General features: G+C 69.3%; 16 protein-coding genes. 4 read left to right on the top strand and 12 right to left on the bottom strand.

Translation table 11 applies throughout. The annotated features are described in order from the left end of the window. The 5 genes from AB4120_RS26395 to AB4120_RS26375 all read right to left on the bottom strand — a co-directional run. A partial coding sequence (locus AB4120_RS26395) for an ATP-binding cassette domain-containing protein (protein WP_441643035.1) occupies window positions 1-225 on the bottom strand: 225 nt, incomplete at its 3' end. Between the two features lie 336 nt (window positions 226-561). After that, a complete protein-coding gene (locus AB4120_RS26390) occupies window positions 562-2,241 on the bottom strand; it encodes a GMC family oxidoreductase (RefSeq protein ID WP_441643034.1) in 1,680 nt (559 codons plus the stop codon). A 90-nt stretch (window positions 2,242-2,331) separates the two neighbouring features. Beyond that, window positions 2,332-3,195, bottom strand: a complete 864-nt coding sequence (locus AB4120_RS26385) for an alpha/beta hydrolase (RefSeq protein ID WP_262389688.1) — start codon at window positions 3,193-3,195, stop codon at window positions 2,332-2,334. A gap of 166 nt (window positions 3,196-3,361) precedes the next feature. Beyond that, a complete protein-coding gene (gene cueR, locus AB4120_RS26380; RefSeq protein ID WP_149137068.1) occupies window positions 3,362-3,790 on the bottom strand; it encodes a Cu(I)-responsive transcriptional regulator in 429 nt (142 codons plus the stop codon). Beyond that, on the bottom strand, window positions 3,787-6,087 hold the full coding sequence (locus AB4120_RS26375) for a heavy metal translocating P-type ATPase (protein WP_262389512.1): 2,301 nt from the start codon (window positions 6,085-6,087) through the stop codon (window positions 3,787-3,789). The genes cueR and AB4120_RS26375 overlap by 4 nt, the downstream gene beginning before the upstream one ends. 171 nt (window positions 6,088-6,258) lie before the next feature. On the opposite strand from AB4120_RS26375, the gene AB4120_RS26370 reads away from it, so the two are divergent. Beyond that, window positions 6,259-6,459, top strand: a complete 201-nt coding sequence (locus AB4120_RS26370; protein ID WP_149137067.1) for a heavy-metal-associated domain-containing protein — start codon at window positions 6,259-6,261, stop codon at window positions 6,457-6,459. Between the two features lie 54 nt (window positions 6,460-6,513). Here the strand turns inward: AB4120_RS26370 and AB4120_RS26365 are convergent, their stop codons facing one another. From AB4120_RS26365 to AB4120_RS26355, 3 genes are all read right to left on the bottom strand, one after another. After that, window positions 6,514-7,242, bottom strand: a complete 729-nt coding sequence (locus AB4120_RS26365; RefSeq protein ID WP_149137066.1) for an OmpW/AlkL family protein — start codon at window positions 7,240-7,242, stop codon at window positions 6,514-6,516. 249 nt (window positions 7,243-7,491) lie between these two features. After that, entirely contained in the window at window positions 7,492-8,481 is a 990-nt protein-coding gene (locus tag AB4120_RS26360) for a delta(1)-pyrroline-2-carboxylate reductase family protein (RefSeq protein WP_262389511.1), read from the bottom strand. A 46-nt stretch (window positions 8,482-8,527) separates the two neighbouring features. After that, a complete protein-coding gene (locus AB4120_RS26355) occupies window positions 8,528-9,526 on the bottom strand; it encodes an aldo/keto reductase (RefSeq protein WP_149137065.1) in 999 nt (332 codons plus the stop codon). Between the two features lie 85 nt (window positions 9,527-9,611). Between AB4120_RS26355 and AB4120_RS26350 the strand changes: the two genes are divergently transcribed. Further along, window positions 9,612-10,538, top strand: coding sequence for a LysR family transcriptional regulator (locus tag AB4120_RS26350; RefSeq protein WP_149137064.1), 927 nt, complete (start codon window positions 9,612-9,614; stop codon window positions 10,536-10,538). Here AB4120_RS26350 and pbpC read toward each other — a convergent pair. The 4 genes from pbpC to AB4120_RS26330 form a co-directional block, all read right to left on the bottom strand. After that, entirely contained in the window at window positions 10,535-12,760 is a 2,226-nt protein-coding gene (gene pbpC / locus AB4120_RS26345; RefSeq protein ID WP_441643033.1) for a penicillin-binding protein 1C, read from the bottom strand. The genes AB4120_RS26350 and pbpC overlap by 4 nt on opposite strands. Further along, entirely contained in the window at window positions 12,757-13,470 is a 714-nt protein-coding gene (locus tag AB4120_RS26340) for a lysoplasmalogenase (protein ID WP_441643032.1), read from the bottom strand. The genes pbpC and AB4120_RS26340 overlap by 4 nt, the downstream gene beginning before the upstream one ends. Then, entirely contained in the window at window positions 13,467-19,508 is a 6,042-nt protein-coding gene (locus tag AB4120_RS26335) for an MG2 domain-containing protein (protein WP_441643031.1), read from the bottom strand. Before AB4120_RS26335 ends, AB4120_RS26340 begins: the two co-directional genes overlap by 4 nt. Before the next feature lie 93 nt (window positions 19,509-19,601). After that, complete coding sequence (locus AB4120_RS26330; protein WP_092292059.1) at window positions 19,602-20,081, bottom strand: Lrp/AsnC family transcriptional regulator; 480 nt, start codon at window positions 20,079-20,081, stop codon at window positions 19,602-19,604. A 141-nt stretch (window positions 20,082-20,222) separates the two neighbouring features. On the opposite strand from AB4120_RS26330, the gene phhA reads away from it, so the two are divergent. Next, window positions 20,223-21,146: a phenylalanine 4-monooxygenase gene (gene phhA, locus AB4120_RS26325; protein WP_441643030.1), complete on the top strand. Its 924-nt coding sequence runs from the start codon at window positions 20,223-20,225 to the stop codon at window positions 21,144-21,146. A 36-nt stretch (window positions 21,147-21,182) separates the two neighbouring features. Beyond that, the gene (locus AB4120_RS26320) at window positions 21,183-21,506 is read left to right on the top strand and encodes a 4a-hydroxytetrahydrobiopterin dehydratase (RefSeq protein WP_255370721.1); all 324 of its coding nucleotides are present in this window, start codon (window positions 21,183-21,185) and stop codon (window positions 21,504-21,506) included. The last annotated feature ends 24 nt before the right edge of the window (window positions 21,507-21,530 follow it).

Here is a 21,530-nt window from a genome sequence, read left to right as displayed (position 1 = left end):
CGGCCTCTCGCGGGTGATGTCGATGCCGTTGAAAAGGATGGTGCCGGTGGTCGGCTCCAGGAACTTGGTAAGCAGGTTGAAGCAGGTCGTCTTGCCTGCGCCGTTGGGGCCGATCAATGCGTGGATCGAGCCGCGCCGCACCTGCAGGTTGACGTCGCTAACCGCCGTGAACCCCTTGAATTCCTTCGTGAGGTTCTTCGTTTCCAGGATGATTTCCTGATTCATAGTCTCCTGCCCGCCCTCTTGCTGCGATACCGGGTTGTGCCCGGCACTGACAATGGTTCGAACTCCGGCGCTTTGTCGCCATGTTTGCCGCGTTATAGGTGTCTGGAAGCGGCGCGGCTGCCGCAATATCCGGGTGGCTCAACCGCCCTGAAGTGCAGGCGGGAGCACCGTATATCGGCGACTATTGTGTGCGTCTGCTGCGTCGCAAAACATCGGGGTTTGCACTAGGCATAAGACATGCAGGAATCGTCATGTCTGGCCATGTCTGGCCAATGCTGATACGGGTTGGCGGCGGATTGGCGGCAGGGGGGCAGCAGCTTGCCGCCCCCCTGCACATCACGCCACGGGAATACCCGAAGCGGTGTCCGCAAGCGCCTGCACCACGGCGGCACCGCTGGCGCGCAGCTTGCGATCCTCGCGGATCATGTCGCTGGCGCGCTCGGCGATCATGATCGTCGGCGAGTTGGTATTGCCCGACGTGATCAGCGGCATGACGGACGCATCCACCACGCGCAGCCCGGCGATGCCGCGCACGCGCAGGCGGTTGTCCACCACGGCGTCCGGATCATTGGCGGTGCCCATGCGGCAGGTGCCCACCGGATGGAAGATGGTGGTGCCGATGGCGCCGGCGGCCTCGGCCAGCTGCTCGTCCGTCTCGAACGCGGCGCCGGGCAGCCATTCCTGGGGCTTGTACGGCGCCAGCGCCGGAGAGGCGACGATGCGCCGCGTCAGGCGCAGCGAGTCGGCGGCCACCTTGCGGTCTTCCTCCGTGGAGAGGTAGTTGGGGGCGATCGCCGGGGCGCGCCGGAAATCGGCGTCTTCTATATGTACGCTCCCGCGCGAGCTGGGCCGCAGGTTGCACACGCTGGCCGTGAAGGCGTTGAACGCGTGGAGCGGATCGCCGAATTTGTCGAGTGACAGCGGCTGCACGTGGTATTCGAGGTTCGGCCGCGTGTAGCTGGGGTCGCTGCGCGCAAACGCGCCGAGCTGCGACGGCGCCATGCTCATCGGCCCGCTCTGGTTGAACGCGTACTGGAGGCCGATGCCGAGCTTCCCCCACCAGCGCGCCACGCGCGTGTTCAGCGTGCGCACGCCGTCCACCTTCATTACCGCGCGCAGTTGCAGGTGATCTTGCAGGTTCTCGCCCACGCCCGGCAGCGCCTGCCGCACGCGGATGCCGAGCGATTGCAGCCGCTCCGGCTGGCCGATGCCGGACAGCTCGAGCAGCTGGGGCGAATTGATCGCGCCCGAGGCCAGGATCACCTCCTCCGTGACGCGCGCCTCGCGGTTCTGCCCGCCGCCGACGAACTGCACGCCAGTGCAGCGGCGGCCGTCGGGGCCGTCGAAGGTCAGCGCGCTGACCTGCGCCCCGGTGACGATGGTCAGGTTGGGCCGGTCCGAGGCACGCCGCAGGAAGGCCTTGGCCGTGTTCCAGCGAATGCCGCGCCGCTGGTTGACTTCGAAATAGCCCACGCCGAAGTTGTCGCCACGGTTGAAGTCGTCGGTACGGGGGATGCCGGCCTGCTCGGCCGCGTCGATAAATCGTTCGAGGATGTCCCAGCGCAGCCGCTGGGCCTCCACGCGCCATTCGCCGCCGGCGCCGTGGAAGGCGTTGGCGCCGCGATAGTGGTCTTCGCTGCGCCGGAAGAGCGGCAGCACGTTGTCCCAGCGCCAGCCGTCGTCTCCGGCAATGCGCGCCCAGTCGTCATAGTCCTCGCGCTGGCCGCGCATATAGATCATGCCGTTGATGGACGAGCTGCCGCCCAGCACGCGTCCACGCGGGTAGCCCAACGAGCGGCCGTTGAGCCCCGGCTCCGCCACGGTGCGGTACATCCAGTCCGTGCGCGGGTTGCCGATGCAGTACAGGTAGCCCACCGGAATATGAATCCAGTGATAGTCGTCCTTGCCGCCTGCCTCCAGCAGCAGCACGTTGACGTCGGCGTCCTGCGTCAGGCGGTTGGCCAGCACGCAGCCGGCTGAACCGGCGCCCACGATGATGTAGTCGTACGTCTCCATAGTCCCTGGCTAGTCCTTCAATGCGCCCCGGCATATCGGTTTTATTATCGGAATGCCACGGATCATCGCACGACTCGGACCCTGCCGGCGTCAGGGCTTTGCCTGAGTCCCCGCGCCCGCCCCCGCCACGGCAGCTTCCTCCAGATGCCGCCGCAGCCAGCCGGACAGCGCCGCGAACACCTCGCTGCGCAACGGCTCGGCCTCGTTGAAGATCTCGTGATAGCCGTTGTCGAACCAGACCATCTCGCGCAGGTCCTCGGGCGCGTTGTCGTGGAAGGTGCGGCTGCCGGCGGGATCGACGATCCGGTCCGCGCCGCCCACCAGCATCAGCGTGGGCGCCTCGAGCCGGGGCGCGTCGGCCTGTGCCTGGGCGATGCCGTGGAGCATCGTCTCCAGCACGCCAGCGCTGATGGTGCCCTGCACCAATGGATCGGTGCGATAGGCGCGCGCCACCTCCGGGTCGTGCGACAGCAGCCGCGCGTCGATCGGATTCGGCACGCGCAGCCGGGGCGCCAGCGCCAGCAGCAGCCGGTGCGAGGTCATCATGCCGCTGGAGATGCGCAGCGCCAGCGCCGGCGAGGACAGGATCAGCGCGCGGATCGGCCGCACCCGCGCCGTGGCCAGCCGCGCCGCCACCAGCCCACCCATGCTGTGGCCCAGCACGATCGGCATTTCGTTCCATTGGCGCACGGCGGCGTCGTGGATCTCTGCAAGGTCATCTACATAGATGTCGGCGTGCGGCACGACCATGCGCGGACCGCCGCTGGCGCCATGGCCGCGATGATCATAGGCGCGCACCCGCAGGCCGAGCCCGCACAGCAACGCCACCACGTGCGCGTAGCGGCCGCTGTGCTCGGCCAGGCCGTGTACCAGCAGCAGCGTGCCGAGCGGCTCGGGGTAGCGGTTCGGGTCGGGCAGCCAGGTACGCACCAGCAGCTCGGTGCCGTCTCGCATGCGCTGGCGGGTCTCGGCCGGGGCGATGCCGGGGCGCTGCGCAGCTTCGGTGCCGGGCCGCTCGTCCACGCCGTCCACATCGTCCGTGCTCATGAGAGGTTCGTCCATCGCTTGTCTCCTGATTGGTACGCCTGCTTCTTCTTGTGGGAATGCTTGCGGCGCGCGGTCAGCGGTGACAGCTCGCACAATCCTTGAAATCCTCGCCGGCGGCGCTCGCCATGTCCGCCAGGATGGGGCAGTCGGGGCGATCATCGCCGCTGCAGGATTCGGCCAGCGCACGCAGCGTGTCTCGCATGGCAGCCAGTTCGGCAATCCGCACTTCGAGATCCGCCACGTGCTTCAGGGTCAGCGCCTTGACGTCCGCGCTGGCCCGCGCGCGGTCGTGCCAGAGCGACAGCAGCCCGCGAATCTCGTCGAGCGAGAATCCCAGATTACGGGCCCGCCGCACGAAGCGCAAGGTGTGCACCGCGCGGTCGTCGTAGCGCCGGTAGCCGCCCTCGGAACGCGGCGGCGCTTCCACCAGGCCGATCGATTCATAGTGGCGGATCATCTTGGCCGTCACGCCAGAGGCCGCCGCCGCTTCTCCGATATTCATCGCGAACCCTCATCAGTGGATCGGCCAGCCGCTACACGCGCCACCCCTGCCCCCGCCGGATGCCAGCGGCGCAGCAGCAGCGCGTTGCCGACCACGCTTACGCTCGAGAACGCCATGGCGGCGCCCGCCACCACCGGGTTCAGCAACCCGGCGGCGGCCAGCGGAATGCCGATCACGTTGTAGATAAACGCCCAGAACAGATTCTGCCGAATCTTGCGCACGGTGCGATGCGACACGGCGAGCGCATCGGCCACCAGCGCGGGGTCGCCGCGCATCAGCGTGATGCCGGCGGCGTGCATCGCCACGTCGGTGCCGGTAGACATGGCGATGCCCACATCGGCGGCGGCCAGCGCGGGGGCGTCGTTGATGCCGTCGCCCACCATCGCCACCACGGCTGCGCCATCGCGCTTGAGTGCGGTCACGCGCGCGGCCTTGGCCTCGGGCAACACCTCGGCCTGGAACTCGTCGAGACCGAGCGCGCGGGCGACCTGTGCGGCGGCGCCGGGGTTGTCGCCGGTCAGCATGACAGTGCGGATGCCCGCCGCGCGGAGCCGCGCGATGGCCTGCGCGGCGCCCGGCTTCAGGGCATCGCCGAACGCGACGAGGCCGGTCACGCGCCCGTCCGCCATCAGCCAGGACACCGTGCGGCCCTCGCCACGCAGGCGCTCGGCTTCCGCCTGGAGCGGCCCAGCGTCGGCGTGCAGCGCTGCACGCAACACGTCGCTGCCCAGTTGCAGCGGCTGGCCATCCACTACCCCGGCGATGCCGCGCCCCGGCAGCGCGCGAACCTCGCTCGCCGGCAGGGGCGCGATACCGCGCGCGGCGGCTGCGGCCAGCACGGCGCGGGCCAGCGGATGCTCGCTGCCGGATTGCAGCGCCGCCAGGCGCGCCAGCAGCGCGGCCTCGTCCCCATCGGCGGCGATCAGCGCCACCACGTCGGGCTTGCCGACGGTGAGCGTGCCGGTCTTGTCGAAGGCAACCACCGACACGCGATGCGCCACCTCCAGCGCCTCCGCGTCCTTGATCAGGATGCCCGCGCGCGCGCCGGCGCCCGTGCCGGCCATGATCGCGGTGGGCGTGGCCAGCCCCAGCGCGCACGGGCAGGCAATGACGAGCACGGCCACCGCGTTGAGCATCGCGGCGGTCCAGTCGCCGCCCACCAGCCCCCAGCCAAGCAGCGTGGCCGCTGCCAGCGCCAGCACCACCGGCACGAACACCGCGCTGACCTGATCCACCAGCCGCTGGATCGGTGCCTTGGCGGCCTGCGCGTGCTCCACCATGCGGATGATGCGCGCCAGCACGGTCTCCGCGCCCACCGCCACGGTGCGCGCCACCAGCGGCCCTTCGGCATTGATCGCCCCGCCGGTGAGACGGTCCCCGGCGCGCTTCGGCACCGGCACGGACTCGCCGGTCAGCATCGATTCATCGACATGGCTGCTGCCTTCGATCACCTCGGCATCCACAGGAATGCGTTCGCCGGGACGCACGATGACCTCGTCGCCCACGCGCACGGCAGCCAGCGGCACGGTAGCTTCCACGCCGTGGCGACGCACCTGCGCGGTGTCCGGCCGCAGCGCGGCCAGCGCGCGGATGGCGGCGGTGGTCTGGCGCTTGGCGCGCGTCTCCAGCCACTTGCCGAGCCGCACCAGTGTGATGACCACGGCGGCGCTCTCGAAATAGAGGTGCGGCATGGCGTCGTGCCCCGTCGACATCGCCATCTGCCACGTCTGCCACGTCTGCCACATCTGCCACAGCGACAGCCCGTACGCCGCAGACGTGCCGAGCGCCACCAGCAGGTCCATATTGCCGGCCCCGGCGCGCACGGCCTTCCAGCCGGCCTTGTAGAAACGCCAGCCGAACACGAACTGCACCGGCGTGGCCAGCAGCCACTGCACCCAGCCCGGCAGCATCGTGTGGATGCCGAACCACCCGAGCACCATCGGCGCCACCAGCGGCACGGACAGCGCGGCGGAAATCGCCACGGGCCACGGGCCGGACCAGAAATCGGCACGCTCCTCCCCCGCCGGTGCCGCCGCCTCGTCCGCCGGGACCAGCGTGGCCGCATAGCCGGCGCGCGAGACGGCATCGGCCAGCGCGGCCGCATCCACGGCGCCACGCTGCACCGTCACGGCGGCGCGCTCGGTGGCGAGATTGACCTGGGCATCCTCGACGCCGGGCACCGCGCGCAGCGCACGCTCCACCCGGCCCACGCATGACGCGCAGGTCATGTCGGCGATGTTCAGGTCGATGGTGTCGCGCGGCCCTTCGGCGGCGATCAGGGCGGGTGTACTGGACATGACAGGAAAACTCCACGGGAGCCATCGATAGCGATGACTGCACTGTGAACCCTACCATCATTGGAAGGTCAAGGTCTTTGTGCGATGCGAATAGCGCTTGCGCTTCCCATGGTGGGAAGGTTCACACTACAAGCTATCCGTCATGGATGTCATTGATCCCGGAGTTCCCAGATGATCCAGTTCCAAGTCGAAGGCATGTCCTGCAACCATTGCGTCCGCGCCATCACCCAGGCCGTCCAGTCCGTAGACCCCGCCGCCCGCGTCACGGCCGATGTGCCGACGCAAGCGGTCAGCGTGGAATCCGGCGCCGATCGCCAGGCGCTCCAGCGGGCAATCGAGGGGGCGGGGTATCCGGTGAAGGCGGCGCAATAAGAAAGGGCACCCTAGGGTGCCCTTCTTGTCACATCCAGTCCGGATCGCGGTCGTTCAGAACCGATACCCCACGTTCAGGAACGTGACGATCGGGTCGATCTTGATCTTGGTGTGTGACTGCACCTGTGCGCCGTTGGCCAGCGTGGTGGTGAAGTTGGCGGTGGTCGAGATCGGCACGTAGGACACCGACAGGCCGACGAACCAGTTGTCGGTCACGGCGTAGTTGGCGCCGACGTTGAACACCGGGTTCCACGACGGCTTGGCCGAAGCGGTCATAGTCGAGCCCGGGCCGAATTCGCTCTGCACGAAGGTCTGGTTGGTGACCGTTTCGCCCGTGAACCACGTGTAGTTCACGCCAATGCCCACGTACGGACGGAATTTCGTCTTGGCGTCGAAGAAGTGCCACTTGGCGACGATGGCCGGGCTCCACTGGCGCACCTTGCCGAGCTTGCCGTACTTCTCGTAGCCACGGTCACCGCTCACGTCGTGCTCCGGCGGAATGCCGGCCACGAATTCCGTGGAGATGTTGTCCGTAAAGAAGTGGCTGAACGCCAGGCCGACCGTGTCGGCCGAGTCGATCGTTGCGCCCGTGTTCTGGCGCTGCAGTCCGCCGGTGGGACGGCCTGCGACCGAGTCGATCGTCAGGAATTCCGAGTGGCCCTGCGGCATCACCCGGAACCAGCCCAGGCTGACGATATTGCTGCCCGCGGATTGTGCCTGTGCCACGCCAGCCAGCGTCATTGCGGCGGCGGCCACGAGCATCTTCTTATTGGTGTTCTTCATGATTCCTCTTACTCCTCATCCTCGTTCTGTCTCAACTCACTGCTGGCACGCATTATCCGTCTCACGGACGGCATGCTGTTTCAAACGTGATACCGGGAGGTAGAAGAATTGCCCTAAAGGCAGGGTTAACCCAAAAACCTTGCACAAATCGAGGTCGAATTCGCCCCAAAACGCGGCTTTCGCGCAACGGTTATGTACACAAAACGATAATCCATTCAGTCGGCGTGGTTTTTCCGCTGAGGACGAAGGTCAGCCGGCGTCACCCCGGCTGGCCAGCACGCAGGCGGCGAGGTCCCAGAGCGCGTAGCCCACGCTCTTGAAGACCAGCGGGCAGCCGGCGCGGGCGCGCAGGGCGTCGGCGTCGAGAATGGCGGTCTGGAACGGCTGGACCGTGGCCCAGTCGATGCCGGCCTGGAGCAGGTCGCCCGCCTCGTCCTCGATACCGAACAGGGTGTCGGCCAGCAGCCGGCCCTGGGCGGAGGCGGTCTGGCAAAGCACGGGCGGCAGTTCGCACATATCAGGGCGGAACGCGCCGACGCCAGCGACAAAGTGTCGAGTTGTCCACAAGCCACTGTCGAGGTCAGGCAGTACCGCCGTGCGGCTCGACGTCACCGTGACGACCATCGATACGTGCGGCAGCGCCTCGGCCACATCGTCGATCACCTTCGCCTCCACGCCGAGGGCGCGCGCCTGGGTGGCCAGCGCCTCGGCCTTGTCGCGCGTGCGCGATTGCAGCCAGACCCGCCGTACCGGCAGCCCGGCCACGAAGGCCTCAAGGTGGGTCTGCGCCTGCACGCCGGCGCCGACGATCAGCAGTTCGCCATCCGGCTCGGGCGCAAACGACTGCGCGGCCAGCAGCGTAACTGCGGCCGTGCGCCGCCCGGTGACCGTGGGGCCATCGAGCATGGCGATCCGCTCGCCCGTGTGCGCGCTGGCGACCAGCACTTCGCCGAGGATGGTCGGCAGGCCACGCCGGGGATTGTCGGGATGGACGGTGATGTTCTTGGTCATCACCAGGTCGCGGTTGCGCGCGGGCATGACCAGCAGCGTCCCGGCCCCGTTCGCGGCGTCGCCCACGGGCAGGGCGATGCGCGGCGGCGCCATCGCGCTGCCGTCTCGCAGTTCAGCGAGCATGGCCGCGATGGCCTGGGCCAGTTCGGGATACGGCAGGCGGGCCGCCGTGGCGGCGGCGTCGAGCGGGACGAAGGCGTTGGGCATCGGGCGACGGATGGGTGACATTGGCTGCAAGGAATCCGCCATTGTCCCCCATGCCGCGCCCCCGGGATCAGCGCGACAGCATGCCCATCACCGCCGCCGCATAGCGCGTACCCGCCGCTGCGCCGGCCGGGAACACGGCCTCGATGTCCGCAAGGTCCTGCGCGCCAAGCTGCACATCAAGCGCACCGAGGTTGTCGTCGAGATTGGCAATGCGCCGCGTGCCCGGAATCGGCACCACATGCTCGCCGCGCGCCAGCACCCAGGCCAGCGCCAGTTGCGCCGGCGTGCAGCCTCGGGCATCGGCCAGCTCCCGCACCTTGTCTACCAGCGTCAGGTTGCGGGCGAAGTTCTCGCCGATAAAGCGCGGATTGGTCTTGCGATAGTCGTCCGCATCGAAATCATCCGGCGTGCGGATGGCCCCGGTCAGGAAGCCGCGCCCGAGCGGGCTGTACGGCACGAAGCCGATGCCAAGCCGCTCGCACGTGGCGAAAATGCCGTTCTCGTCCACGTCGCGCGTCCACAGCGAGTACTCGGTCTGCAACGCGGTCAGCGGATGCACCGCGTGGGCACGTTCGATGGTGTCCACGCCTGCCTCCGACAGCCCGATCCAGCGCACCTTGCCCGCCTGGACCAGCCCGGCCATCGCGCCGACGGTCTCCTCGATCGGCACCGTCGGGTCCACGCGATGCAGGTAATAAAGGTCGATGACATCGAGGCCCAGCCGCTTCAGGCTGGCATCGCAGGCGGCACGCACGTACTCGGGCCGCCCGTTCACGCCACGCGCAGCCGGATTGGCCGGATCGCGCACCATGCCGAACTTGGTGGCCAGCACCACCTTGTCGCGCCGCCCGCCGGCCAGCGCACGGCCCAGCAGTTCCTCATTGGTGTGCGGGCCGTAGATGTCGGCCGTGTCGAGCAGGTTCACGCCGCGCTCGATGGCATGGTGGATCGTGCGGATCGACTCGGCGTCGTCGTGCGCGCCGTAGAAATCGCTCATGCCCATGCAGCCGAGGCCCAGCGGAAAGACGTCGGGGCCAATCCGGCCCAGTTTGCGCATTGCGGTCATGTGAGACTCCTTGTGTGGGATTGGAACTGGCGCCCAGTATCGCCATCCCCCGCGATGGGAAACAGCGTGCTACGCTGCAAGCATCATGAAGCCTGACTTCACAATCGATCCTGATTCCCTGCCCTCGCTGGCCGCCTTCGCCTGTGTGGCGCGGCTCGGCAGCTTTACGGCTGCCGCCGGCGCACTGGGCGTGAGCCCCTCGGCGGTCTCCCAGACCATTCGGCACCTGGAAGACCGGCTGGGCGTGCGGCTGCTGCAGCGGACCACGCGCCATGTCGGCCTGACCGAGGCCGGTGCGGCGCTGCTGGCCCGCGTGGCGCCGGCGCTCGCCGAGATCCAGGCGGCCACCGAGGACGCCCGCGCCCAGCGCGACACCCCGGTGGGCACGCTGCGGCTGACCAGTTCGCATTCGGCGGTGGTCATCGCGCTGCGGCCGATCCTGACCGACTTCATGCGCGCCTATCCGTCGATCTGCGTGGATCTGGTCACCGACGACCGCTTCATTGACCTGATCGCCGAAGGCTTCGACGCCGGCCTGCGCCTCGGCGAGGCGCTCCACCAGGACATGGTGGCGATTCCCGTGACCGGCCCGCTGCGGATGTTCGTGGCGGCCTCGCCCGATTACCTCGCCCGCCACGGCACGCCGCAGACGCCGCACGACCTGCATCAGCACGCCTGCCTGCAATACCGCTTCGGGCCGATGGGCTCGGTGTACCGCTGGGAGTTCGCGCGCGGCGGGCGGCCGTTCACGGTCGATACCCGCGCCGCGCTGATCGCCAATGACAAGACCATGCTGCATCAGGCCGCGCTGGCCGGGCTCGGCCTGATCTACGAGTTCCCGCACCACATCCAGGCCGCGCTGGCAGCGGGCCAGCTGGTCACGGTGCTGGAAGACTGGACGCCGCCGTTCTCGGGCTTCTATCTCTACTATCCGAGCCGCGCGCTGATGCCGCCCAAGCTGCGGGTGTTCGTGGATTTCCTCAAGGCGCGCGCCCTGCCGGCCACGGCCTAGCGTCGCATCGACGTGCGCTGCGGCCCGGCCTCGCGCACGCTGGCGCCGCGCACCTCGATGCCGATGTCATCAACGACCTTGCCCGACGCATCGACCAGTTCCACGCGATGCCGGCCCGGCCACGGCAGCCACGCCAGCTGCCCGCCCTTGCCGAGCGGCTTGCCGTCGATGCGCCAGCTCACCGCGCGCGCCGTCTGCCCGGTCAGCCCGTCGGCATGGAACCAGACGCGCTGCGCATCGGGCGGAATATCGGGATCGAGCGCGAAGATCGTGCCGTCCGCAGGGCTGGCGATGGCCGGCGCGCCATTCGATGGCGACGCCGCGCCCACGCGGATGCGGGTCATGGCGGTACCCGCCAGGAACACTTCCTCGCGCGCCGGTTCGAGGTTGTCGGCGAAGGTCAGCGGCACGCGCTCCACGCCAGCCGGCATCGCGGGGGCGCGGCTGGACGTCTGGCGATGGAGCGCCGCCATCACGTCATGCCACACTGGCGCCGCGCCGGACACCCCCGACACATCGTGCATGCTCGCGCCACTGGCATTGCCGATCCACACGCCCACCGTGTAGCGCTGCGACCAGCCGATGCACCAGTTGTCGCGCATGTCCTTGCTGGTGCCGGTCTTCACGGCGGTCCAGAAGCGCGTGGTCAGCGGGCTGTCTAGGCCGAAGGTCCGCGCGCGGGCGTGACGGTCGGCCAGCACATCGCCAATCACATAGCTCGCCGCCGGGCTCATCACAGGCTGGCGGGTCACGGGTGCGCCGTCCACGGTCATCCGTACCGGGCCATAGGCGCCCTGGTTCGCAAAACTGCGATACGCATTGGTCAACGACAGCAGCGACACATCGGCGCTGCCCAGCGCGAGGCTGTAGCCGTAGTAGTCGCCCGATTCGGTGAGCGGCAGGCCCAGCGCCACCAGCCGCCGGTGAAAGCGGTGTGGCGTGACCATCACCAGCGTGCGCACGGCCGGCACGTTCAGTGACGAACCGAGCGCGGCGCGCAGGCTGACCCAGCCGGCGTAGCGATGATCGTAATTCTGCGGAATATAGAGCCCGCCGCCGGTGGGCAGGTTGACCGGACGGTCATCGAGCAGCGACGCGGCGGTCAGCCGCCGTTCCTCGATGGCCTGCGCGTACAGGAACGGCTTCAGCGTCGAGCCGGCCTGACGCGGCGCGGCGGCGTGATCGACCTGCGCCGCCGACGACAGCGCGCCCGAGGAGCCCACATAGGCCAGCACGTCGCCGCTGGCATTGTCGATGACCACCACGGCGCCGTCCTCGGCATTGCGCCCGGCCAGCTCGCGCAGATGGCGCGACAGGCTGTCCACGGCCACGCGCTGCACCTCTGCATCGAGCGTGGAGGCGATGCGCGCCGGCACCGGCCGCCCCGCTGGCAGCGCCTCGCGCGTGCGGGCGATGATCGCGCGCGCGAGGTGCGGCGCCAGGTTGGCCCGGAAGCTGGCGTCCGGCACGCTGGCCGACTTCGCCAGGGCCAGCGCCGTGAAGCCGTCCAGCCCGTCGCATTCGCGCGGCTGCTTCATCTCGCGCAGGATGCGGCACGCCCGCGCCGACACCTGCCCCGGCGCGGCGTTAGGGCTGCGCACCAGTGCCACCGCCAGCGCCGCCTCGCGCGCGTTCAGGCCGCTCGGCACCTTGCCGAACAGCGTCTGGGACATCGCCGAAAGCCCCACCAGCTCGCCCCGGAACGGCACGAGGTTCAGGTATGCCTCAAGGATCTGGTCCTTGCTCCAGCCATGTTCGAGCGAGGCGGCGCTGACCGCCTGCCCCACCTTCTGGCCGAAGCTGCGTCCGCGCGCGGCACGCAGGTCTTCGTCGAGCAGTCCGGCCAGCTGCATGGTCAGCGTGGACGCGCCGCGCGTGCGCGTGTTCCACATATTGGCCCACGCGGCGGCGGCCACGCCCTGCCAGTCCACGCCGCTGTGTGCGTAGAAGCGCCGGTCCTCGGACAGCACGATGGCCGTGCGCAGGGCCGGCGAGGTGTCGGCCAGCGTCACCCAGTCGCCACGCCGCACGCGGAAGTCGTCGCGCACGCGCGCCACCGGCTCGCCATGGCGATCCACCACGACGATGTCGGCGCTGCGCCAGTTGTCGCGCACGTCGCGGAAGGCGGGCACCGCCGCCGCCGAGGACGCGGCGGTCGCCAGCCCGAGCAGGACGAGGGGGGCGATTGGGGCAAACAAGCGGCGGCGCGACATCATCGTCATCGCTCCCCAGCTTCCCCGCGCGCCGACACCACCCCCGCCACCAGCAGCACCTGCGCCAGCGCGTAGGTCCACCAGATGCCGAGTTGGTAGGTATCGAACGGCGACAGGAACCTGGCCATGCCGATCATGGCGTCCGAGGCAACGAAACACAGCGCGCCCAGCGCGGCGAGCGGCGTTGGCAGCTGCGCCAGCAGCGCCGCGCAGGCCATGGCCGCCAGGGCGCCGATGTAGACCGTGACCGGCAGCGCCATCTCGCCAAGATTGGGCCAGAAGCGGCCGAGCAGCGCGCCCGCTGCCCCGATCACGAGCCCGCAGCCCAGCAGCCGCTGCGGGCGGAGATCGCTGGCCATGGGCACGAACAGGCGCAGGTAGGCCAGGTGCGCCAGCAGGAAGGCCCCTAGCCCGCCGAGGAACGAGATCTTCAAGCCCGGCAGCGCGAGCAGGAAATCGCCGATCGCCGAGAAGACGAGCGCCACCACCAGCCAGCGGCGCTCGCCAAGTGGACGATGGAACCATGCGGCGCGTGCCAGCATGATCGCCATCGCGGTCTTCCAGGCCGGCTGGTAGGCAATCTGGCCGGTCAGCGGCGTGCCGGCCGGCAACTCCATCGACGCCTGCATCAGCAGCACGCCATAGACCACGCCGGCCAGCGTGCCCGCGATCCACCACTCGCGCACGCGCGGCAGCATGCGCATCGCGATCCAGCTCATGGGCGGGCTCCCACTGTCACCTTGGCGTTGGGCGCGGCGCCGAACACGTCGGGTGCGTAGAGCGCCTCCACGCGCGTGGGCGGCAGCGCGAACTCGCCGGCGTTGTTGAGGCGCACCGTGTACTCCACCGCCACGTTGCCCTTGGGCAGGTAGCCGAAGTACTCGCGGTACGACTCGGGCGTGCGCTCGGTGAAAGTGGCCCACGACTTCTTTTCACCGCTTGTGGCGATCTGTGAATCACGCCCCAGCCCGCTGCCGAGGATGGTGGCGCCAGTGGGCACCGGATCATTCACCACCACCCAGGTCATGTCCGCCTGCGCGTCGATCTCAAGCCGCACGCGGTAGCTGTCGCCGCGCGACCACTTGCCCGCCACGGCCTGCTCCACCGGTGTGACGGTACGCTTGATGCGATAGCCCGCCGCCACCGGATCGCGCAGCGGCACGGCGGCCATTGCGCGCACCGTGGCCCAGGGACGGCCCGCGCCCTGCTGCTCGACCTGCAGGGCGCCGGTCGTGCCGGCAGCGGGCCACGGCAGGTCCACCGCGCCGCTCGCCACGCCATCCTTCTTCGTCGCGCCCGACCAGTCGAACGTGCGCGAGGCATCGCCCAGCGTCACGCGCGCGCCGCCCGCCACCGGTGTCTTCTCGAACACCTGCGCGTAGCGCTGCACCGCCAGCACGCCCCAGGCGTTGGCCGTGGTCGTGCCCCACGCGCCGCGCGTCTGGCGGCCCAGCAGGCCGGTCACCAGTTGCGGCACGTCGTCCTTCCAACCCGGCAGTTGCGTGGCCAATGCCAGCAGCTTCGCAGCGTTGACGTCGCCGTTGGCCATCAGCCACCACCAGTCGTCGCTGCGCTCGGTCGAGAACACCAGCCGCGTGCCCTGCACCGTGAGGCGGCTGCGCAGCAGTTGCTGGGCTTCGGCGAGGCGCTTGTCGTGCTCGGGGATGTCAGTCACGCGCGAGAGCAGCGCCAGCCAGTCGATCAACGCCGAGGTGGGCCACTGCGCGGGCAGGATCTGGATGCTGCCGAGCATGCGCGCCTGGGCGTGGCCAGTACGGGAGAGTGCTTCAAGCGCGGCCAGCTTGCGCACGTCGAGGTCCATCGACGCGGACGCCGGCGCCCAGCGCGGCAGCGTGATACGGCCGTCGACGAACGCCGTCAGCCCACGCTCCATCTGCGCGCGCTGCGCCTCGGGGAGGCGCAGCGGCAGGCCGGCCCGCGCGGCTTCGTCGGCCACGGACAGCAGGTAGGCCGTCAGCACCTCGCTGCCCGCGCTCGCGTCGCTCTGCAACGGGAAGTAGGCCGCCAGGCCGTTGCTGTCAAGGTAGGACGGCAGTTGTGCCATCAGCGCGTCCCACGCCGCCGTATCGCCCAGCCCGAGCGACTTCGACGTGCGCTGCTCCAGGCAGCTATAGGGATAGTGGCGAAACCACTCGCGCACCCCGGGCATGCCGCCCGCCAGCGACGACTGCATGGTCACCTGCATGCCGCCGCGCAGCTTGCCGGATGGATCGGTCAGCGCGCCGGCCGGGGCCTGCACCGGCACCGAGACGGTCGGCGCCATCTGCGCCAGCATCGCCTGCTGCGCGGTGACGGGCACCGCCGGCACGATCTGCTGCGAGAGCTTGAGGCGGTCGGCGGCCGCCTGGGCCGGATTCGTACCGCCCTTCTCGGTCGCCGCCACCTCCCACATCACCGTGCCGCTGCGGCTGTAGGCCAGCAGCGCCGGCGCGGTCACGTCCCAGCCAATCTCGCGCGAGGCGCCGGCCGGCAATTCCACGGTCTGCGCCGGCAGCGTCTGGGCATCGACCAGCGTGGCGCGCGCCGTGGCCTCCACGGTCATCGCCCGTTGCGTGGTGTTGCGCAGCGTGAACATGGCGCGATACTTGTCGTCCTCGCGCACCAGCAGCGGCAGGCCCGAGATCATCTGCAGGTCCTGCGTGGCGGCAACGGTGGCGCTGCCGGTGCCGAAGCGGCCCACGCCGAGGTCGGCCACGGCGACAATGCGGAAGCTCGCCAGCGAGTCATTGAGCGGTACGTCGAGCGTAGCCCGCCCTTCGGCGTCGAGTTGCACGCGCGGGTTCCACAGCAGCAGGGTGTCGAACAGTTCGCGCGTCGGGCTCTTGCCCCCGCCCCCGCCGGCCGGCACGGCCTTGCGGCCATAGTGGCGCCTGCCGATGATTTCCATCTGCGCGGTCGAGGTCTCCACGCCATAGCTGCGCCGTTGCAGCATCGCGTCGAGCAGGTTCCAGCTCGTGTTCGGCATCAGTTCGAGCAGCGCCTGGTCCACGGCGGCCAGCGCCACCTCGCCGTTGGCGGCCGGCTTGCCGTCCGGCAGTTTCACCTGCACCGTCACGCGTGCCTTGCCGCGCACCGGGTAGGTGGCCTTGTCCGGCGTCACGGTCACGTCGAGCCGGTGCGCTTCATTGCCGACGCGGATCTCGGCCAGCCCGAGCCGGAACGCCGGCTTGGACAGGTCCACCAGCGGCGATGGCGCCACGTAGTCACGCCCCTCGCTGCGGAAGGCGCGCCACCAGTCCACCGGCTGGCGCCAGCCCCAGGTGAAGAACGAGTACCAGGGCACGTCGCGCAGCCGCCCGCGCACGCTCAGCACGGACACGTAGACGTTCGGCCCCCATTCCGGCTTTACCTTGAGCCGCACCGTGGGATCGGTGCCGTTCAGCTCCACCACCTGCGTTTCGAGGATGCCTTCCCGTTCGATGGCGACCAGCGCCGTGGCATGGCGGAACGGCATGCGCACCTGGAACACGGCGGTGTCGCCGGGCGCGTAGGCGCGCTTCTCCGGCAGCACGTCCATGCGGTCGTGGTTCTCGCCGCCGAACCAGAGTTCGCCCTGGCGCGTGACCCAGACCGTGGTGGAAGCCTGCGAGACGCGCCCGTCCGCATCGCGCGCATTGGCGATCAGCTCCACCTGCCCTGCCTGCGCCAGCGACACATCGCAGCGCATGCGGCCCTGCGCGTCGGTGCGCGACTCGCACACCACGCCCAGGTCCTTGCTCTCGGTGCGGTTGTCATAGCGATAGAAGCCGCCCACCACACGCTGGCGGGCCGACGTGGTGATGCGCGCACGCGCCTTGACCTGCACCGGCGTATCGGCCACCGGCTTGCCCTGGGTGTCGAGCACCACGCCCTGCACCGACAGTTTCTGGCTCACCGATACCCAGCTGGCCGCGCGGATGCCCGCCACTACGGCGGCCGGCCACACCGGCACGGTCTGGCGCAGGGTCTGGATCTCGCCGTTCGGGTCGGCAAAGCCGGCCTCCAGCACGAGGTCGCCCGGCGTGGTGATCTTCGGCAGGTCCTTGACGGTGACCTTGCCGTTGCCGTCCTTGTCCAGCGTGACGGGCAGCTTGTCGGCGACCAGCTTCTCGCGGCTCTCGCCGGAGGTGTCCTCGCTGTCCTCGTCATCGACGGTGGCTTTCTCGTCCTGCGCGCGCGGCGGCTGGAACGAGAAGTCGTCGAAGTCGGCGAAGTTGACCGGCTTCTCGCGCAGCAGCGCCGACAGGCGCACCGGCAGGCCGGCCGCGCCGCCACCGTTCAGGTAATGGATTTCCACGCCGACCGGCACCTCGGCCGGCGCCACCAGCGCGCTGCCCTTGGCCTTCGGGTCCTTGGCCGTGCTCAGCGTGCCAGCCAGCACCGGCAGGCGGAACGCTTCCACGCGGAAGGTGCCGCCGTCGAGCGTGCGGCCATCGGCATAGACCAGCCCCACGCTGTAGACGCCCAGCTTGGCCGCCTGCGGGATCTGGAAGGTGCTCTCGGCGCTGCGCCCGCCCGTGGCCGTGGTGCGCCAGGCCAGCGGCAGTTCGTAGGTCTGGCCGCTGCCGTCATGCGTGACGACGGCCTTCTCCGGCATCGACGCCGGCAGCGCAAAGCCCTGCGCGGTCTCGCTGCGCAGCAGGTGCTTCATCGACACCGTCTCGCCCAGCCGCAGCAGCGTGCGGTCGAAGATGGTGTGCGCGCGCACGGTCTGCTTCGGGCTCATGTCGGTGGGCACGTTGAAGCGCCACGTCTCGATGCCACGGTTCCAGTTCGACATCACAAAGGCCATGTCGGCCTTGCCGCGCGCCTTCGGGTGGTCGGCGGCAATCCGTGCGGAGACGAAATAGCCGTCCATGCCGTTGCCGCAGTCCTGGTAGCGCTGGTCCGGCAGCTTGGCGAAGCGGGCGACGCCGGTGGCGTCGGTGGTGCCTTCGCCCAGCAGGGCGCCGTCGCAGCTGCGCACCGCGATGCGGGCGTTAGCGACGGGCTTGCCGTCGTCGAGGCCGGTGACCCAGGCCAGCCCGCTCATCTCGCCGTCGGCAGTGCCGCGCGCCAGCTTGAAATGAACGCCGAGGTTGGTCACCAGCGCCGCCGTGCGCACGTACATCGGCTCGGACTTGCCGAGCAGCGCGGCGCCCAGCATCGGCGAGGCGATTTCCACCACATGGAAGCCCGGCTCGGGCAGCGGAATGCCGACAACCTCGAAAGGCCGGGGCGAGGTGTCGGACGACTTCGGGATCGCCAGCGTCTGCGCGCCCGCCACGCCGCGCAACAACGGCACCGAGCGCGTCTCGATGGCCGGGGCGTTGCGCGGGCTGCGCACCGCATAGGGCGGCTTGCCGGCGCGGATCGCGTCGATCTGTTCCTTGGTCCAGGTGTTCTCGTGCATGCGCTTGACCATGCCGAACCAGCGCAGGATGGCCGTGTCGTCATCCACCTTGAGCCGCGCCACGGTGCCGGCTTCGGCGCGCACGAACGTGGCGGGCAGGTCGGCCTCCACGTTGCGCAGCGTCACGGGCAGCAGGGGCGGATAGTCGGCCGGCGACTTGCCGCGCGGCACATCGGCGAAACGCTCCACCACGCCAAACGGCGCGGCGGCGAACTTGGCCAGCGGCGGCAGCGCGCCGGTGGTCAGCTTGATCGGGAACAGGTCCGCATTGGTCAGCGGGCGGCCGCTGTCGTCCTTGATGTCGCGCGGGGCCTCGATGGTCAGGCTGGCGCGCTCGGGGAACGGCGCGGTGAAGCGGACCGACTCCACCGGGGCATCGGGCGGCTGGTCCGGGTCGAAGGTCGGCGCACGCGGGCCGGAGGGGGTCTTCAGGACGATGTGCTCGGCCACCTTGCGCGGAATCGGCGCGGTGAAGGTCACGGTCATCGGGCGCAGCGGCGTGCAGGGCGCCTCGGCCCGTTCGCGCTCGCAGGTGAAGCCAGCGGCGAAGGCTTCGCGCACGGTGTAGTCGAAGCGGCGCGGCGCCGTGGTGGCGATGCCGGAGGGTGTGGCGATGCCCGCATCGAGCACGAGCTGCATGCGCGCGCCGGCCGGCAGCTTCTGCTGGCAGGCCAGCAGGTGCACCGCCTCGCCTTCCCGTTTGGCGATCTCGTTCCAACCGACCGCCGCGATCACGTCCGTGCGCTCCTTGCCGGCCAGCAGCCGCACCGGAATGCGCTCGCCCAGGCCCTCGGCCTGGCACCACGCGTGTTCGCGGATCGACCCGGCCGTGGCCGCGCCGTTGAAACGCAGCACGAAGACCTGGTCTTCCTCCACCTGTCCGCCGGATGGCCGGGCCGAGACCACCGTGGGCCCGCCGGTCTCGAACCGGTACTCCGGCTTGCCGGTGTAGGCCTTGCCGGCCACGCTCTTGAGCCCGCTGGAAATGCGCACCGTGCAGCGCATGCCGGGCGGCAGGTCACGTTCGAAGTCGAACACCCAGTTGGTGGCGTTGACCCAGCGCCCGCTGCCGGCGGCCGCGCCGCCGGTGCAGGACACCGCCGCGGGCGGCGCGGCGTTGAGGTCGCCCATCGGCACCATCGGCTCGTCGAACCGGATTGCCACCTGCCGCACCTGGGGCACCACCCCTTCGGGCGAGAAACGCGCGATCTGCGCGGCCTGCGCTTCCCCAGCGCCCAGCCCGACCAGCCCGCCCAGCCCCGTCAACGCGGCCAGTCCGGCCAGTCCCGCGCCCAGCGCGACCCGCCTGCCAAACGTGGTGGCGTACCCGCCGCTGCGACCCGAGGTGACAATCGTCCCCATCATCCTTTCCTTGTTGGATTTGGCTCGGGGCGAGGGTGACATGCGCGGATGGCAAGCGCAAGCCTCTGCACATTTGGGATTTGGTATAGGGCTGATTCAGCGCAAATGTGACAGCGGCAGCGGTCCTTCGCGCTTCAGCGCGGTCAGCACGATGTTGGACCGCACGCTCTCCACGCCGGGCACGCGCATCAGGCGCTTCATGGTGAACTCGGCCAGCGTGGGCAGGTCCGGCACCACCACGCGGACGAGGTAGTCGGCCTCGCCAGCCACCGAGTAGCACTCCTGCACTTCTTCGAGCAGCAGGATTTCCTCGCGGAAGCGTTCGATGATGGTATCGCCGTGGTGGGCCAGCTTCACACTAATAAAGACCAGCACGCCCAGCCCCAGCGCTTGTGGCGAAAGATTCACACGGTAGCCGGTGATCACGCCATCGGCTTCGAGCTTGGCCAGCCGGCGGCCGACCTGGCTGGGCGACAGGTGCACCCGTTCCGCCAGTTGCTGGTGGGTGGAGCGCCCGTCAGCCTGCAGGGCGGTCAGCAGGGCGAGGTCGTAGGGGTCGAGGCTGGCAGTGTTCATGGTGCGCAGCAAATCCGCATTCTGGATCAGAAATATGCAGGTTACCTGCATGCGCCGACGAAACCAAGCCGTTTATGCGGCCTGAATGCACGCCCACGCGCCTACACTGTGCATAAATTCCGCATCGCTGGAGACGCACAGATGAACGCCACCCCGGACACCACCGCCGACTTTGCCGGCACGATGACCGCCAAGCTCAGGGAACAATTCGAGGCCGGCCTGCTGTCCGGCGACGAACTGCGTCCCGACTTCACCATCGCCCAGCCGGTGCACCGCTACACCAGCACCGACCACGCCATCTGGCGCAAGCTCTACGACCGCCAGGCCTCGATGCTGCAGGGCCGGGTCTGCGACGAGTTCCTGCAAGGGCTGGCCACGCTGGGCATGGAGCGCGACCGCGTGCCCGAATTCGACCAGCTCAACGAGACGCTGATGCGCGCCACGGGCTGGCAGGTGGTGGCCGTGCCGGGCCTGGTGCCGGACGAGGTGTTCTTCGAGCACCTGGCCAACCGCCGCTTCCCGGCCAGCTGGTGGATGCGCAAGCCCGAGCAGCTGGACTACCTCCAGGAGCCGGACTGCTTCCACGACGTGTTCGGCCACGTGCCGCTGCTGATCAACCCGATCTTCGCCGACTATATGGAGGCGTACGGCAAGGGGGGCCTGAAGGCGGCCAAGCTTGGCGCGCTGGACATGCTCGCGCGCCTGTACTGGTACACCGTGGAATTCGGCCTGATCCAGACCCCGGCCGGGCTGCGCATCTTTGGCGCGGGCATCCTGTCCAGCCAGGGCGAATCGATCTACAGTCTGGATTCGAACAGCCCGAACCGGATCGGCTTCGACCTGCACCGCATCATGCGCACGCGGTACCGGATCGACACCTTCCAGAAGACCTACTTCGTGATCGACAGCTTCGAACAGCTGTTCGACGCCACGCGGCCGGACTTCACGGACCTGTACCCGCAACTGCGCGCGCTGCCGACGCTGGGCGCCGGCGATGTGGCCGAGGGCGACCGCGTGCTGAACGTCGGCACCCGCGAGGGCTGGGCCGACAGCGACGATATTTGACAGCGACATCCGACAGCGACATCCGCGCCGCAGAACATTCATAACACCGAGGCCATCATGACCCCTCTTTCGCAAGACGCCCGCGCCAGCCTGCTGGCCGGGCTGCCCGGCTGGACCCCGGTCCAGGACCGCGACGCCATTCACAAATCCTTCAAGTTCGCCGATTTCAACGCGGCGTTCGGCTTCATGACGCGCGTGGCGCTGCATGCCGACAAGGTCGACCACCATCCCGAATGGTTCAACGTCTACAACCGGGTGGACATCACCCTGTCCACCCACGACGCCAACGGCCTGACCCAGCGCGATATCGATCTGGCGCGCTTCATTGAGCAGGCCTTCAGCGGCCCGCCGGCGCGTTGAAGTCACGCTATAGATAACTGCTGC

The organism is Cupriavidus sp. 2KB_3 (assembly GCF_052115685.1).
In the GTDB taxonomy this organism is placed as follows: Bacteria; Pseudomonadota; Gammaproteobacteria; order Burkholderiales; family Burkholderiaceae; genus Cupriavidus; species Cupriavidus campinensis.
The sequence above is the reverse complement of the archived record's forward strand: the minus strand, read 5'-3'. Positions and strand labels throughout refer to the sequence as shown.

What these genes read in the sequence shown, in the direction of transcription:
- AB4120_RS26390 (WP_441643034.1), bottom strand. Translation starts at nt 2,241, where the DNA reads ATGGAGACGTACGACTACATCATCGTGGGCGCCGGTTCAGCCGGCTGC.
- AB4120_RS26385 (WP_262389688.1), bottom strand. Translation starts at nt 3,195, where the DNA reads ATGCGAGACGGCACCGAGCTGCTGGTGCGTACCTGGCTGCCCGACCCG.
- cueR (WP_149137068.1), bottom strand. Translation starts at nt 3,790, where the DNA reads ATGAATATCGGAGAAGCGGCGGCGGCCTCTGGCGTGACGGCCAAGATG.
- AB4120_RS26375 (WP_262389512.1), bottom strand. Translation starts at nt 6,087, where the DNA reads ATGTCCAGTACACCCGCCCTGATCGCCGCCGAAGGGCCGCGCGACACC.
- AB4120_RS26370 (WP_149137067.1), top strand. Translation starts at nt 6,259, where the DNA reads ATGATCCAGTTCCAAGTCGAAGGCATGTCCTGCAACCATTGCGTCCGC.
- AB4120_RS26365 (WP_149137066.1), bottom strand. Translation starts at nt 7,242, where the DNA reads ATGAAGAACACCAATAAGAAGATGCTCGTGGCCGCCGCCGCAATGACG.
- AB4120_RS26360 (WP_262389511.1), bottom strand. Translation starts at nt 8,481, where the DNA reads ATGTCACCCATCCGTCGCCCGATGCCCAACGCCTTCGTCCCGCTCGAC.
- AB4120_RS26355 (WP_149137065.1), bottom strand. Translation starts at nt 9,526, where the DNA reads ATGACCGCAATGCGCAAACTGGGCCGGATTGGCCCCGACGTCTTTCCG.
- AB4120_RS26350 (WP_149137064.1), top strand. Translation starts at nt 9,612, where the DNA reads ATGAAGCCTGACTTCACAATCGATCCTGATTCCCTGCCCTCGCTGGCC.
- pbpC (WP_441643033.1), bottom strand. Translation starts at nt 12,760, where the DNA reads ATGACGATGATGTCGCGCCGCCGCTTGTTTGCCCCAATCGCCCCCCTC.
- AB4120_RS26340 (WP_441643032.1), bottom strand. Translation starts at nt 13,470, where the DNA reads ATGAGCTGGATCGCGATGCGCATGCTGCCGCGCGTGCGCGAGTGGTGG.
- AB4120_RS26335 (WP_441643031.1), bottom strand. Translation starts at nt 19,508, where the DNA reads ATGATGGGGACGATTGTCACCTCGGGTCGCAGCGGCGGGTACGCCACC.
- AB4120_RS26330 (WP_092292059.1), bottom strand. Translation starts at nt 20,081, where the DNA reads ATGAACACTGCCAGCCTCGACCCCTACGACCTCGCCCTGCTGACCGCC.
- phhA (WP_441643030.1), top strand. Translation starts at nt 20,223, where the DNA reads ATGAACGCCACCCCGGACACCACCGCCGACTTTGCCGGCACGATGACC.